Here is a 14,840-nt window from a genome sequence, read left to right as displayed (position 1 = left end):
AAATGGGAGACGATTTCTGCTAAGCTCGCAGCATTCTTGGCCCGCTGCAGACTCAGTTGATCCTCTCGCCGTATGGAAACTGATAGATAAGCGCACCACTGGTCCGCACCATCTCTCTGGCATCATCGAGCTCGAAAGCCACTAGCATCGCATCAAGACAATCTCGGCACCATTCGATATCCCAGCGAAGTTCTTCCGTATTTGAATCGAGCCCTCCGTCATCGTCGGTGAGTACCGCCTGGAGGGCGCGTCTCAGGCCAGACACATGGTGGCGGATCATCTCTGATTTCTTCGGCTTGGACATCGTGTTCACCCCTTGTGGATGAGCGGAAATCTGCCGAAAAACGGTTAATCATTGGTAAACGCCAGAATTCCCTTGACCGTTATCGAAACATAAATTTTAAACTGAGCAGTTTGATGCAAAATTATCACAGCGGCATCCATCTGCTCTAGGAATCGTAGCGCTGGCTGGCCGGCGACGGGCAGCATGTAGGGCTGGCCGTCCGCATCACCGAGGTGGGATGGTTCGGTCCCGCCAGTGCTGGACCTCGTTCGTGATCTGGAGCCGGTTCTCGATCCGGTCGAGCTGCCGCGCGATCTGTCGATGGTCGTCGTCGTGGTTGTCGAGGCTCTCGCGCACGTCCTCGATCAGCTTGCGCAGGTCCGCGATGGCCTCCTTGACCTCATGAGGCGCGGGCGCCCGGTCGGCAGGCGGCTTGCCATCGCCCTTCTTGGTGCCCCACCATGTGCCGAGCGCGATCAGAAACGCGGCGATACCGGCGCCGATGGCCTGCACCGTCTCATTCGTGGGCGGCATTGCGGATCCTCCAGACCTTGACCTCTTTCCCGCAGTCCACAGCGGCAGACACCATGCAGACCCCGCAGAAGCCAATGCCTAGAAATCCGTATGTGAAAACGCCTGTGCCCCACGGGTTTGACGGGTAAATGCCCGCCGTGATTGCCAGGAAGACCTGGCTGTTGAGCGACACGGCCGCGAGCCGAGCGAAGGGCGTCCACGCGGATCGACCGTTGATGTGAAGGGCCACGGCATGACAGGCGCCGACGATGGCATAGAGGGCGCCCCAACTGGCCTCTCCCATGATGCCCAAGGCCCGAGAGAAGCTTGCCACGCTCATGCTGGTCGCCGGGATCAGCAGCCAGAGGCCGAATCCGAGCGTATATATGGCAAGCATCCATTCCAGCTTGCGCTTGCCGAAGTGGGTGAACCACCGGACGAAGCCGGTGGCGAGGGTTCGCAGCATCATGCGACCTCCGTTGCTGATGAAATCCCCGCTGTGTCCGGTATGTGACGCAGGGTTGCGCCGGGCGCGCTATCAAGAGGGAGAGCCGGGCGGCTTGTGGTGGGGCTGCCCGGCTTTTGTCTGTCGATCACCAGATGGCGAGCTTGCCGCGGGCATAGGTCTCGATGGCCTGGCGGATCTCGGTTTGCTGCGAGCCGCTCTGATGCAGAGCAAGCCCGGGCACCATGATCAATCCGAGCAGATTGGCGTAACGGAGCGGGTTGTAGACCGTGCCGGGGATATAGCCTGCCGCCCCGACGACAAGGTGGCCCTCCTCATTCTGCCGGGTAATGCCCGATGCCACCGCGCGGTTCACGGCCCCGTTAAGCCATAGCTCTGCCGCGCCGCCGGGGCGGTCGAACGACGCCATCCACATTTGGGCCGCAGTCCCGGCAGCGGCCCCGGTCACCGACTGCACGATATTGGTGGTCGTGGCCCCGGCTGAATCGCGAGTCTGATGGTTGAGAGCCAGGACCGAAGCGGAGACGACATAGCCGAAGCGGCTCGCCCCGGTCTGCACGCCCCCTGTCTGCGACGTCTCGATCCGCTGGTTCGCGGCAATCCCGCCCACCGCTGATGCCTCGCCGGTTGGCTTGATCATCGCGACCAGCGTGTAGCTTGCCCCAATCGGCCAAATATCATCGGAGGCGGATACGAGAGGGCAACCGGACGTCCCGTTGCTGAACAACAAGCCCCGCTGACCATTTTGCGCGTCCTGAACCACGGTGGGCATGGCCGCACCGGTATTGGTGCCGAGCGCGAATACCTCTCCGCTCTTGCGATCAGTCCAAGACCCAGATGCAAAACCAGACCGCGGATCGAGCCAGACAGAACCGTCCGGCAGAGCCGCCATGAGGTTATCCGTCAGCGGATCAGGTTCAACCCGTCCGGGAAGAAACACTGTGCCAAGCGGGGCGTCCGACAGGCTGCGCGTGGCGGCGATACGTTGCGAATAAACAGGCATGTCAGTTGCTCTCGATCAGGATTTGCTGGTGTGCGGCCATTTGCAGGCCAGGAAACGTGTCAGGGTAATCCCACCACACATCACCAAGGTCGTTCGCCTCCCCCTCGAATGCGGGCTGCGGGTGAGCGGCGGTGAACAGGCTGGAAACCGTCGTCCCATAACCGGCGACAATCGCCGTGCGCGCCCCCGTTCGATTTCCGCGATGGTTGAGGCGCGATACCAGACCGATATTTGCCTGGTATTGCCGGTAGGTCGTCGGAGGATCGGCAGCGAGCGTGACGCGCATCGTGTCGGGCGCGACGGACATCACCGACGATATTGCGAGGTTGGTATCCCCGAGGACCTGCACCCCCTTGCCTGCGCCGAGCGCAGTGACATCGACAATGCTGTCATCGGTCAGCAGCGTGACTTGCGACGAGAAGCGCAGGTCAAACGTGCGCAGACCACTACGCCAAGCCTCCAGGCACCGCAGCGGCACCCACCCCTCGACCGAGAAAAGCTCGCGGTACATCACCACACCGTCGAACTGACCCTGCCATGCGTAGCCGTAGGGGCTGGGATGGACAAAGTCGTAGATATTGCCGGGGCTGGCCCCTTTCGATCCCATCGGCACCAGCCATGGATTGACGCGCCAGCATTCCAACTGCGCTCTGGTCGCCTTGGGATTGTGCGTGATGGCGTTGTAGCTGGAGTTGCCGACCTGCACCTGATCCCAAAACACCTTGATGCGTTCCTTCTGCCCCGTGATCGGGCGGATGGTTTCCTCCATGTCCTGCTGGAGCTTTGACATGGTGTGCATAAGCGTCTCAGTCTCCCGACCTCGGATCACATCTGCACCTGAGGTGGAGCCCCAAGGATCAAGCGGGCGGGCCACGTCCCAATCCGCCTCAAAGCCGCGATATTGCGCCCCGAGAAGCACAACCCGCTTGCCCTGCGCCTCGGCATAATCCGTCAGCCAGCGGAAAAAGCGGATTTGCTCATCCCATGTCGGCCGCCCTGGTCCGAGATTGAGGATAGAGGACGACCCCACAGAGGCATTGACCCCCACGATGGTGGGGAGGTCGTCCGCCGAGATGCCCGGGAAATCCGCTTGGATCTGGCGCAGGATCTGGAAAACCGCCTGCGACACCGGCGTCTCACCAGAGGGAGACGAGGTGCCTGCCGGGACATTGCTGTACTCGTGCAGCGGCTCCAGACCCGTCCAGGTCTGGAACATGATATGAGATCCGCCTGTCGGCATCAGGGCCTTCGTGGGCCACAGGTTTTGCTCGACCGTCGTCAAGGGCGCCCAGGTCCGGGCCATGATAGCCTCATACTCCGGCGTCCCTGATGCGTAGGGCAAATGGAGCAGCGAAAACTGGCCGGCATTGAGGGATTGGCCGATCCACATCAGGACGTAGATCGCATCCTGATCCCACATGCGCTGGAAGCGCCGGCGCCCCTCGCTGTCATTGGAAGAGACAGGGATGGTGGCGCCAGTCTCGGGATTGACCAGGGTCGAGGGTGGGTAAGCCCCTTCGGGCGTCGGCAGCCAGGGCAGATAATCCTGGTCGGCAGCACCCTCAGCGATGCTCTCGATTCGGCCGGTGGTGATGTTGTACCGCTCAAGGACGATGGCGCGCGTGGGATCGGTGTCGGACGGGGCGTGCTTGAGGATGATGTAATCATCCAGCAAAGCCGCGCCCTCGGGGTCGTCCTCGATGACTTCCAACCCCGCCGCATCCACGCTCTCCTGCATTCCCGAGACTGACTGCTGCACGGCGGCAATTGCGTCATCCACCTCGGGCGAGACCGGAGCGTCGAGTTCCAGCACGCGCAACCGATCCATGACGATTTCATTCGTCGCGGGGTCGTAGCCCGCGACAATCACCGCCCGCGTTTCATCGTCATCCGACGGCACATGCAAGATTGGGACCATATCCGCAGGCGCATCCTGGACCTCATCAATCTGGGAGGTGCGCGCGTCAATGTCGTCCACCTCGGAGGGATTGACGATGGTGACCATTGCGATCTGGGCGGTCGCACTGTCGCGGCGGTAGATCGTCGGACGGGTCAGACCGTCGCTGCCGCCCGCGCGCACGCCGAATTGCTCGCCGTCCGCGACAGCAGCTCGGCCGGCGACGATGGTGTCGTAAAACTGCGCCGACTGCGCGGCAGCACTGGCATACCCCTCGGCTGCGGTCCGAGCCGCCTCCGTCGCCGCCCGATCCCCAGCAGCCTGCCCCGCCGCAGCCTGCGCATCCTCGCGCGCCTGATCGACCTGCGGCAGCGCCACCGCCAGATCCTCGGCAGCGGCAACGGCCTCGTCGATTTTATCGCGCTCGCCCGGAGTGATTCCGTCACCGGCAGGACCGCGGACAATCCCATAGGTCGCTACACCAATAGTCGGCATCTCAGCGCCTCCATGCCTTGATGAAATGGTCCGGGCCCGGCAGCTGTCGCCATCCGGTGCCGTCGTTGATCTCCGGCGCGCACGGCCAGAGCCGCGGCAGCAGCTGGAAGTTCTCGGGGGTCAGATCGAACGAGATGATCGACGGATGCCAGACCTGCTCCGTTTCACCCGGTGGAACGACGTAATCGGCCACCGCATAGGCCGGGATGACCAGATCGGCGCCAGTCAGGAACACCACGACGCGCAGTTGCAGCCCGTCCAGCGGCATCGGCGTCCCGTCGGCCTGGTCCACGGCAAAGCCAAGGGTGGTCGTCTCACCCAGATTGTAAGGGAGGGTCGTCATGCGTCCTCGCAAAGAAAAAGCCCCGCGCGAGGCGGGGCTGGGATGAGATTGGGCGGATGCGGTCAGATGCCGAACAGCCCGTCCAGCTGCGCCTCGCCGACGTCCATGGCATCGGCAAGGGCAAGGAGGATGGGGTTCATCCTCTCGATCATGGTGGCGGCGCCCCACCTGACCACCGCTTCCAGTTGCACCTCGGGCGGCAGACCCTCGAACACCGAGGCCAGAGAGGGCGGAATTTCACCGCGCGCAGCCGGGCCGGCGTCCGAGGGCTGGATGATGCCGGCCGCTATAGCCGCCAGGAGGAAGTCGGGCCGGGGAATGACCGCTGCCGCCCGGGCGGCTTCGATGGCGGCGCCTGGGTCAGGCGTGGGCGGCGGCCGCAACACCGGCACGCCATCCACGATGACATACTCCTGTCCGCTCCAGATGCCTTCGATGAAGTCCGCGCCTGGCGGGGCGTTGAGGGCGAGGGTGTCCGCATCCGAGCGCATGGCCCGGATGATTTCCCCTGTTGCCGGTTCGAAATAGGTCCGACTTTCCAGATCCATCACCGCCTCATTTCTTGAATGCAAAGACGTCGACCTGCCATGCCGCCGAAATCATGTTTCGGTGGGCCAGGCGGATCGTGTTCGTCCCGGCGACCAGCGGGACCGCTACCGCACGCTCGTACATCGTTGTGCCGCCGCCTGACCCGCTGCTCAGTCGAATGGATTGAGCGTAATCTATGCCATTGACCTGAATAGTCGATGTGGCGTTGGTCGACACATCAAGCGCAGGGTTGAAGGCCGTGCACTTCATATAGAGCAAGGCGCGGCCCGCTGCCGGCATGGAAAACGTGAAAGGGTCGTAGTAGCTGATTGTTCCGGTCGTTGCCGTCCCGCCATTGAGAGTCGTGTAATGTCCGACCGTGACCGCCCCATCCTTGATGTTGATGGTGTCAACGGTCAGGTTCGCGATTTTCGCGCCCTGGATCTCGGCATCGCCTATTTTCGCATTGGTAATGGTTCCGTTTTCGATATGGGCGTTGCGGATCACCGCGTCATCGATCTGCGCCGCCTTGGTGATGATGCCCGCAGGGGCCATCAAGCCCCCGGTCAGGGTCTCGAACTCGATGTGCCGGGCTTGTAGCGTGCCGTCCACGATGAGCTTGCCGGCGTTCTTCTGGCGCACGATGGGAGACCCAACATAGGCGGTGCCGGTAGATGTATCGAGGCTCCAGACCATCCGCGCACGAGTTGCCTCACTCGGCGCGACAAAAGACCCCTCATAGGTGGTGATGGTGAACGGGATTGCGCCCGCGCCAGCCGTCCGCAGATAGGACGATGAAATCAGCGAGCCATCCGTCTTGAACCATTGGACGTAGGCATTCAGCCGGATAACTTGTCCAGACGCACCACCGCGCGCCTGAATGGATGCGAAATATTCCGATCCCTGCTCGACGGTCCAGTAATCGGAAATGAACGCCGCAGCGGCCGCGTTGGAAACAGTGACGGCGGCCCACCTTTCACCCGTGAAGGCTGGGCCGCTCGTCTGGATCGCCCACCCGCCGTTGTTGGTCCATGACGCTGCGTCGGCGATGTTGGCGTCGGGCACCAGGTTGGTGAAGTCCGAAATCACCATATGGCGGGCTGCAACCGCCCGTGCGGCCAGTTGCTCCGTGCCGATGGCGCCTGCCGCGATCTGGCCGGCGATCAGCTGTCCGACGATCTGGGTCGCCGCGACCTCGGCCGTCCATGCGCTCCCCGTCCAGCGATAGATGATGCCGTCCGTGGTGCGATAGATCATGTCGCCGACCCGGTTGCCGGTGGTCGGCAGTGTGGCCGATACCTTGGGCACCCGGATGTTGGTCGCGAAGGCGGTCTCATCGAGAATGCCCTGCACGCTCTCCTGGATGAAGTGCACCCAGGCCGAACCGTTCCAGCGATAGAGCCGGCTGTCGGCGGTGCACCAGGCCAGCTCGCCGACCACGCTGCCCGGCACCGACAGGTTGGCGATGATCCGGGTGGCTTTCAGCCCCGCGCTGGTGAACAGCCCGGTCACGCCACCGACGAAATCCCCGTCATCGAGATAGATGGCCGGGGTGGTGACGTTGGTCCATGCGGTCCAGCTGCTCTTGGACGTCAGGTTCGAGACCAGCCGCGCCCGCACCTGATAGGTGGTCCGCTGGACCACATCGAGGATGCGCCAGGCAAAGGGTTCGTTGAACGGGCGCTGCACGTCCAGATAGGGGTCGGTCGCGCCGTTCTTGCGCACCTGGATCTGGATATGGGTCACGCCCATCTCGTCGCCCGAGCACGAAACCCGGATCGCGGGGGCGCGGCCCCTGCTGGCGGTGTCGGTGATGGTCTCGGCGGCGACCGCAAAGCCGGTGATGGCCTGCGTCCACGGCCGCACCACGACCGGGGTCACCACCGTCGTCGGCAGTTCGAAATCGCTCGACCAGTCGTAATCGCTCGGATCGACCTCGCGCAGCGTGACCAGCACGTTCATGCCGGGCATCTTGTCGACCGTCTCGACCAGGAACAGCTTGTTGAGGTAGCCGTTCCGCGCGCTCGACCACGACACCATGTCCACCAGCGGCTCCAAGGCATAGGCCTCGGGCGGCAGATAGAACTGGTGCAGGCGCATGCGGCGGTAGTCCCGCATCTGGGCGCGCATCAGGCGCTGCACCTGGCGGCGGTAGGGCGCCGCCGGATAGCTGAGCGAGGTCGGCAGGTAGCGCCCGCCGTCCGCAGCCGTGGCGGCCGTGTCGATGTATTCCGGCGCGTCCTTGGTAGACCATTTCTCGGCCGGCTCGGGATAGGTCGCGGACAGGGCGTTATAGGTCTCGCCCAGCCCGTTGAACGGCTTGTAGCTCTGCCCCTCGGTGATCAGGATCGACTCGTCGGTGAAGGCGAAAACCGCGGCGCCGGGCAGGCCGACGATGGGTTTCAGCATGCCGCCGACCTCGGCGAAGCGCATGTTCGCGGCGCGGCCGATTTCCTCCAGCACGTCGGCGGGGCTCATGTCGGCGCTGATCTGCAAGCCGCAGCGGAACGCCGGTTCCGTGCCGCCACCCGCCAGAGGCATTGCCGCATCGCAGGCGTTCATCGCCGCGAACCACTCGGCCAGCGGCAGCCGCCATGCCGGCAGGTTGCGGCCGCCGAAGATCCATTCCGAGCCGAAATAGATGCCGCGCGCGATGTTGTAGGCGATGACCGCCGGGTTGCGCGTCGCCTCATAGGTCGCGCGGTTGCCCCAGCGATGCGCGCCCGAACCGCCTGCCGTGCTGTCCTTGCGCGGGTCATACATCGGCAGCGGTGCCGGCTGGAACAGATAGCTCGGCTTGCTGGTCAGCGAGTCCGAATCGTAGCGCGTGGTGACGATGGCATAGGCCTTGCCGGTGCCGATCATCGCCGAGGTCCACGGATAGTCCTCGGCAGACCCGAAGGCCCATGTCAGGAAAGGATCGGCAGCGGCCTGGGTGCCATCCACCCATTTGACGCAGATCCGGTTGCCGTCATCCGACAGGTTGGTCAGCACCATGCCCATGTCGATGGAGCCACCGGGGACGGTGGCGGCCTCTGCCCATCCCGACTGCTGCCCGGGCTGGAACGTGCCCGTGATATAGGCTCGCAGGCCATTCGGCGTCCCGGCCTCGTCACCGACCCAGATGCTGCCATAGCCCTGCGGCAAGCAGGAGACCTCGATCACTTCGGTCACAAAGCGCCGGTTCTTGCCCCAGCCAGCGACGTATTTCAGCTTGCCGGCCGTGGCATAGTCCCCGACCACGAATGACAGCGGCGTGTCGTCGCCGAAATCCACATCGAACTGCACGTCGACCTTGGGCTTGTCCGCCACCGCCTTGGCGATGGCCGAGGACAGCAGGTTCGCGCCCAGGCCAATGGCCACGCGCAGCAGGGCAGCCGCGATGCCGCCCGCCTTGAGCGTGGCGCCGACCCAGGCGACCGCAGCCATGACCGGACCGGCATGCGCAGGCCCGGCGATGGTGGCGACCATCAGCGCTTGAAACAGAATTTTCAGCATGTCTTATCCGACTTTGAAGGCCCGGATCATGTCTTCGCGCGGGCGGCGGCCGTGGCCGGCTTCGGTGAGGACGATCAGGCCCGAGGCATCCACGACGCACAGCGCTTGTTTCACGGGGCCATCCGCCTTGATCACGCCGATATCGCCCACGTCAGCGAAGGCGGGCGGGACTTCCGGCAGCAGCGAAGCGACCAGATCGGCCAGAGAGGCAAACCCGGCCTTTTGCAGCGCGCGTCTTGCCCCGGACGGGCTGACATAGCGCCCGCGCCAGGGCTGGGCGATATCCTGTCCGGTGATGGCCAGCACAGCCCCGGCAGCAAGGCCCAAGGCGCAATCCTGCGAACCCCACGCAAAGGGGTCGCGGCGCTGGCGGTCCATCTCGGCGGCGAACCGAGCCCGCCAGTCAGGCAGGCGGGTGAGGGTCTGGGTCATGGTGCAACCTTGGTGCAATGCGAAACGCCGGGACTCGACTTGAGCCCCGGCGCCGGATCACCATCGAGTTGCGACACACCGATGGAGAATCATATGAGGACGTCCGTTCCCGTGATGTATTTCGATACAGCCACCGGCAACTTTTCAAAGCACCCGCCGGGGCAGCCGGTCATTAAGGTCTTATTAGCAGACGTCGACGGGATGGTTGTATTCGCTGACCGGAGATGGCGAGAGGTGTGGGCTTTTATTGATACTGGAGCAGATCACTCGCAGATCGACGCGGATCTTGCCTCGCTTATCGGGGCTAAAGATACTGGAAAGGTTGTCACTGTCCGCGGGGTTCATGGACAAGAAAGGCACGGGGTCTATGCTGTGGAATATCTTCTAGGCTGGCAACAGCTTGTTACGACAGAGGCCGTTTCCACTCGCCTGATCAACGTTGGACATGCATTCCCACTTCTCCTTGGCATGAATGATATTCAGCTTGGAGTGCTGAATTTAGGAGGGGTAAACTCCGCATCTACATTTGAGATCAACACTGATCCGGAACCTAAACAACAGCTCGACAACGTTGCTTTTGATACTGTCCTAGGAGGAACTTCTGGAGCAGAAATCGCAGAAGCTGCTATTCGCGATGCCAAGGGCCAAGTAACTTCCTGATCCATCTCATCACCCCTGCTTATACCACTGGACGTTCCGAGAGCCGATGGTGCTGGCGTATTCGCTGAACCGGTCCCCGGCCGCGCGCCGCTTCTGATGCGCGTCCGAGGATTTCGCCGGATTGGTCGCCGTCAGCATGACCATCAGCTCGGATCGAACCGAATAGCTGATACCGCCCTCACTGCCATATGACGGCGTGCTGATCGGGCCTTCATCCACGATGCCGACCCATTGCAGCTGCGGCGCGCTGACGAAGGCACCGCCGATCATGCTGGTGGCGTGGATCTCGACATGGGCCAGACGCGGATCGGTTCCGCGCGCGAGTTCTTGCGCCGCATCGGCGATCTGCGACAGGGTGACGGTCACCGGGTTGTCGCTCAGATCGCCGACATATTGCAGCCCTTCGATGGCGAGGTTGCAGCCGCCCATGTAGAGCCGGCTTTCGTTCCCGCCGCCCGGCAACGGGGTCGTCAGCGTCAGATCCTCGTCGCCCGACCAGAAGCCCATGGGCACCTCAGCCCCGGTCGTCCGGTTCTTGGGCTTGATCCAGAAGAACCAGACCGGCGCAATGCCCTGGTCGCGCGCGCCTTGCAGGGCCGCGAGGAAGTTCGTGTCATAGGTGCGCATGGCTCAGGTCTTTTGCAGCAGGATCAGCGAGGCGCCCTGCGACAGACGCCCCGGAATGTCGATGAAGGGCGTGAAGCCGCCTGGCGGGACATTCGCCTTGAGATGCGGGCGGGCCATTTCCACCGCCGCCCCGGTCGCGATGCTCTGCGGCAGGTAGGGCATGATGGCGATCTGCGCCGTGACGCCGCTGCCGTTGGCGGTGACCGTCTCCGCAAACTCCGCGAAGAAATAACGGCCCGAGCCCCACGCGATGCTCATGCGGTCGCCTGCCGTGACGCGATAGCTGGCAGGCAGCCCGGCCAGCGCAATGGCCGTCCGGTCGGCATTGATGCTGTTCACCGTGACGGACCCGCCCGGGGTGCCGCCCGCCGCCGGCTTGTAACCGCCATCGGCGAACAGCATGGCGCGGCGCCCGCCATCCATTGCCCGGATCTTGGCGCTGATCTCGGCAGCCGCATCGCGGCGCCTCGGCGATAGCGACAGCGACACCTCCCAAAGCGGGCCTGCGAGGCGTGCGGACCAGAACCGGCCATCACCCGAGCCGGACTGCTCATCGAACCGGCGCAGGCTGAATTGGCAGTCCCCGCGCGGCTCCAGCAGGTCCGACAGGAAGGCCAGGGGATAGACATCTGCGAGCGCCATCAGCGGTTCTTTCTCGGGTTGACCTGGTATTGCTGGACCGTGGGCTTGATGCTGGCGCTGACGGCCTTGCCCATGTTCGCAGAGGACCGATCCGCGATCTGGGTCACCCGCGCATCGAAATAGGGCGACTTGTCGATTTCGACCCGGATCACGCCGCCGGCCGATTGGCCCTTGGTGTGGTCATAGATGGTTTCGTTCGGGTGAATGATTGCGTAGCGCCCGCCCAGGCCGTCCACGCCGCCGGTGCGCGACCCGGGGCCAGTCCAGCCACCACCGTCATAGCTCTCGTCGGTCAGGCCGCCGATGCCTTTGATGATGGCAGCGCCCCAGGACGTGCCGCCCATCAGTCCGAGCATGCCCTTGGCGAATTGCACCTTGGCGATTTCGGCCAGCAGGTTCGCCAGAGCTTCCTTGGCCGCGTCCGCGCCGTCGAGCATTGAGCCGAAGAAGTCCTTCATCACGTCCTGCCCCTTTTCGGTGGCGGTGCGGATGCGCTCCAGCTGTTCCTCAGCGTTCACGTAGTCCTCGGCCATGCCCCTGATGCCCTCGCGGATCTCAGGGGTCAGCTCGACGCCCGCTTTCTGCGCGGCGTTCAGCAGCTTCTGCTCTTCCTCGATGACGGCAAGGGCATGCTCCCAGTCGCCGCCCGCCGCAGTCACCTTGGCGAGCGCATCAGCTTGGCGCAGGAACGCCTCGGTCTCGGCCTGGATGTCCTGCACGCTGCGCTCGTATTCGTTCGCGCGCTCGCGACGACCAGAACCGCCACGGCCTTTGCGGCCGCCTGATCCGCCTTTTCGACTGGCCGCGCGCTCCCTCTCTCGCGCACTATCCCGGGCTTCATCCAGTTCGGCGTCTAGCTCCATGCCGCGCTCAGCCAGCCCGCGTTCGCCGCGAATGAGCATGCGCTCGACCCAAGTTCCGGCGGCCGCCTCTCGCGCGGTGAACTCCGCCTCCATCTGGAGCCGCTGCCGCTCTCGTGCCGCTTCCGCGATGGTGCGGCCTTGCCGCAGCGCAGTCAGCTCGGCGAACTTGCCCGCATTGGCGATGGCGCCGCCGCCCATGGAGGCAAGCGCGGACGCTATGGCTCCGATTTCGGCCCGGACTGCCGACATGGTTACGGCCCAGTCTGCGGTGGCATTCGCAGAATCCACCGTCGCGTCGTAAGCGCGCAAAACCTCGTCGGCCAGCTCGCCAGTGATGCCCTTTGCCTCCAGGGTTTCCGCCAGCGCATCTCGTTCAGCATCGGCCCGCGCACGGGTCGCCGCCTCGCTGTCGGCGCCATACAGCGCAACCAGACGTTGGATCTCCGCCTCGGTCGACAGGCTCTTAATCCTCTGGTCCACATCAGCGCGCATCGCAGCGCCCAGCCGCATGGTTTCCCCGGCGTAGGCATAGGCTGCGGCAATCTTGGCGTCGGCAAGTGACTTTTCGGCGGCAGCAGTGTCGCGGGTTACCTCAAGCGCTCGCCGTGCGGCTTTCTCGGCTTCAACCACACTGGCAAAGTATGCGGCTTGCGCATCATCCATTTGCTCGGCGTCACCAAGCGCCTCCGCAAGCGTTTCGCGCATTTTGGTCAAGATGGCTAGTCGCTCTCCCATCGTGTCAACCGAACCCAAAGCGTCAGCGAGGCTCGCCGTTTGGTTAAGCGCATCACCTCGAAGGCCAAGGCCATTCGCCATGTCCTCGCGCCGCGACACGTTGCCCCACCCGCTGCCATTGTAGTCGCGGGACAAAGAGCCTGCAGCGGTTCTGGCCGCGTCGTTCATCTTGCGCAGATCGACCTGGGCGATTGCGCTGGCGAGGTCTCGCACCTCATCCGATACGCCGCCGTAAATCTCGGCCAGCTTCTTGCCGCCATCGGCGAACAGATCGAGATTGCTGCGCGCCTGGTCGATGGCTTCGTTCAGGTCGTCAATCGCTTCTCCGAAGTCCTTGGTCTCGGGTATCATGCCGGTGAGTGCCTGTGAAAAGGCGGCCCCCATGGCTACCGACCCGATGGTGAGTAGCGAAACAGGGTTGAGCATCCCCATGAAAGCGGCCCCGAGGGCTTTCACGGCACCGACGCCGCCGCCCATGGTTACCAACACCTGCGAAATCTGCGTGCCCTGCTGCATGGCCAGTTGGATCGGGCTCTGCCCCGCGGCCATCATCACGGCGATGTCATTGAACTGCGAGACGAGGATGCCGGTCTGGCCGGCCGCCGCCTGGATCTCGGTCCCGGCCGCTTTCGCTGCCGCGCCGGCTTCCCGCAGGTCCGAAGCGGTGCGCTTCATTGCGCCACCAAGCCGGCCCTCGACCTGGGCGCCTTTCGCTGCGAGGCTGTCCAAGGCTTGTTCGCCCTGCTTCAGCCCCGTAGCATCAGCCGCGAGGACAAGTTTCGCAAAATCGGTCATTTAGGGCCTCGGAGGGGATTATGAAGGGTTATGTGTTGGTCGCGGCCTTGGCTACGCTCTCTTATCCAGCGTCAGCCGAAACAGTGGGCGAAATCTTGGTCGCTCAGATGAAACTAAGGACACTCGGCTATGAGGTAGGGAAGCCTGACGGAAGGATGGGGCCAGCCACGCGGAAAGGGTTGAACGCTGCTGCGGTTAAGAACGGGTTTGACCCAACGCTCGCGGAGATGTTCAAATTTTTTGCTATCAAAACAGTGACTGGGGAGACCAAGGTCGAGGACGAGGGCATCCTGAAGGTCGTCAAAGATGCTGTCGGTGATAGTTTGAAAGATCCATTTTCAGCCGAATACAAGGATATCAGGCGCCTACCTTCAGGGCGGATTTGCGGGGAGGTCAACGCGAAGAACCTCTATGGCGCATATGTCGGATGGCAAACCTTCATGACCTATGGCCCCCTCATTAAATTGGGGGAAACCTACATGAAGCCGTCGGTAATGGTGGATGATGGCGAGGACGAACTGGCTTATATGGCCTGTCTGATCGACGCCTAGGGGAAATGGCGACGCCCCCTCTCGGGGGCGCCTCGTTCACGCTTCCTGCCCGACCGGCTCTAGCGGCCTGGTAGGCTCGGGTGCGGGGCAGCTTTCGCCGACGAATAATGCAAGCCTAGCCCCGCGATTACGTTATCTGCTCCGCGTATCCACACGGAACTAGCCCTCCGTCAGTTGGACGATAAAGTACTATTTTTCGTGCCTCTACATGGTGGGAAAGCATGCGCGCGTAATTTCTTATTACTTGTTCAGAATTATCCGGAAGAATGGAAGATATGGCCTCACCTGCTTCGGTCAACACATAAACAGGAGCGCCCACATCGTCCTTATTCCGGACAACCAATTTATCGAAGTTTCCTGTCTTCAGCAGGTCTTTTGGCACAGAAAAGTATATAGATCGGCATCCATTCATAAGTAATTCCTCGCCGCGGGCGTTGGCACCGCTACTGAATATTTTTATTTGCCCAGAGGTGCCAGGATCGACCATTAGCCCTGCACTGACCAGAGAC

The 14,840-nt window shown here is 63.1% G+C and carries 15 protein-coding genes; 2 read left to right on the top strand and 13 right to left on the bottom strand.

Annotated features, from left to right (window positions below):
* Nucleotides 1–52: 52 nt before the first annotated feature.
* The 9 genes from ASV56_RS04735 to ASV56_RS04695 form a co-directional block, all read right to left on the bottom strand.
* Nucleotides 53–304 (bottom strand): hypothetical protein, encoded by a 252-nt coding sequence (locus tag ASV56_RS04735; RefSeq protein WP_156429068.1) that lies wholly within the window; start codon nt 302–304, stop codon nt 53–55.
* Between the two features lie 204 nt (nt 305–508).
* Entirely contained in the window at nt 509–817 is a 309-nt protein-coding gene (locus ASV56_RS04730) for a prefoldin domain-containing protein (protein ID WP_062560376.1), read from the bottom strand.
* Complete coding sequence (locus tag ASV56_RS04725; RefSeq protein WP_062560993.1) at nt 801–1,265, bottom strand: hypothetical protein; 465 nt, start codon at nt 1,263–1,265, stop codon at nt 801–803. Before ASV56_RS04725 ends, ASV56_RS04730 begins: the two co-directional genes overlap by 17 nt.
* A 124-nt stretch (nt 1,266–1,389) precedes the next feature.
* Nucleotides 1,390–2,265 (bottom strand): hypothetical protein, encoded by an 876-nt coding sequence (locus ASV56_RS04720; protein ID WP_156429067.1) that lies wholly within the window; start codon nt 2,263–2,265, stop codon nt 1,390–1,392.
* 1 nt (nt 2,266) lies between these two features.
* Nucleotides 2,267–4,657, bottom strand: coding sequence for a hypothetical protein (locus ASV56_RS04715; RefSeq protein ID WP_062560991.1), 2,391 nt, complete (start codon nt 4,655–4,657; stop codon nt 2,267–2,269).
* Between the two features lies 1 nt (nt 4,658).
* Nucleotides 4,659–5,000, bottom strand: coding sequence for a hypothetical protein (locus ASV56_RS04710; RefSeq protein ID WP_062560990.1), 342 nt, complete (start codon nt 4,998–5,000; stop codon nt 4,659–4,661).
* A 62-nt stretch (nt 5,001–5,062) separates the two neighbouring features.
* The gene (locus ASV56_RS04705; RefSeq protein ID WP_062560989.1) at nt 5,063–5,548 is read right to left on the bottom strand and encodes a hypothetical protein; all 486 of its coding nucleotides are present in this window, start codon (nt 5,546–5,548) and stop codon (nt 5,063–5,065) included.
* Between the two features lie 7 nt (nt 5,549–5,555).
* Nucleotides 5,556–8,999 (bottom strand): phage tail protein, encoded by a 3,444-nt coding sequence (locus ASV56_RS04700; protein WP_172823730.1) that lies wholly within the window; start codon nt 8,997–8,999, stop codon nt 5,556–5,558.
* Nucleotides 9,000–9,029: 30 nt separating this feature from the next.
* Entirely contained in the window at nt 9,030–9,458 is a 429-nt protein-coding gene (locus ASV56_RS04695) for a DUF6950 family protein (protein ID WP_062560987.1), read from the bottom strand.
* 93 nt (nt 9,459–9,551) lie between these two features.
* Here ASV56_RS04695 and ASV56_RS23415 point away from each other — a divergent pair, with 93 nt between their 5' ends.
* Nucleotides 9,552–10,118: a hypothetical protein gene (locus ASV56_RS23415; RefSeq protein ID WP_156429066.1), complete on the top strand. Its 567-nt coding sequence runs from the start codon at nt 9,552–9,554 to the stop codon at nt 10,116–10,118.
* A 9-nt stretch (nt 10,119–10,127) separates the two neighbouring features.
* Here the strand turns inward: ASV56_RS23415 and ASV56_RS04690 are convergent, their stop codons facing one another.
* From ASV56_RS04690 to ASV56_RS04680, 3 genes are read right to left on the bottom strand one after another with little or no spacing between them, the layout of a single operon-like run.
* Complete coding sequence (locus ASV56_RS04690) at nt 10,128–10,745, bottom strand: hypothetical protein (RefSeq protein WP_062560986.1); 618 nt, start codon at nt 10,743–10,745, stop codon at nt 10,128–10,130.
* Nucleotides 10,746–10,748: 3 nt separating this feature from the next.
* The gene (locus ASV56_RS04685) at nt 10,749–11,387 is read right to left on the bottom strand and encodes a hypothetical protein (protein WP_062560985.1); all 639 of its coding nucleotides are present in this window, start codon (nt 11,385–11,387) and stop codon (nt 10,749–10,751) included.
* Nucleotides 11,387–13,780 (bottom strand): phage tail length tape measure family protein, encoded by a 2,394-nt coding sequence (locus ASV56_RS04680; RefSeq protein ID WP_062560984.1) that lies wholly within the window; start codon nt 13,778–13,780, stop codon nt 11,387–11,389. Before ASV56_RS04680 ends, ASV56_RS04685 begins: the two co-directional genes overlap by 1 nt.
* 20 nt (nt 13,781–13,800) lie before the next feature.
* Here ASV56_RS04680 and ASV56_RS04675 point away from each other — a divergent pair, with 20 nt between their 5' ends.
* Nucleotides 13,801–14,331: a peptidoglycan-binding domain-containing protein gene (locus tag ASV56_RS04675; RefSeq protein ID WP_062560983.1), complete on the top strand. Its 531-nt coding sequence runs from the start codon at nt 13,801–13,803 to the stop codon at nt 14,329–14,331.
* Nucleotides 14,332–14,458: 127 nt separating this feature from the next.
* Here ASV56_RS04675 and ASV56_RS24120 read toward each other — a convergent pair.
* Nucleotides 14,459–14,840: hypothetical protein (locus ASV56_RS24120; protein WP_216635372.1), on the bottom strand; the 382-nt coding region annotated here is incomplete at its 5' end.

Origin of the sequence: Paracoccus aminovorans (assembly GCF_001546115.1) — a bacterium.
Lineage (GTDB): Bacteria > Pseudomonadota > Alphaproteobacteria > Rhodobacterales > Rhodobacteraceae > Paracoccus > Paracoccus aminovorans_B.
The sequence above is the reverse complement of the archived record's forward strand: the minus strand, read 5'-3'. Positions and strand labels throughout refer to the sequence as shown.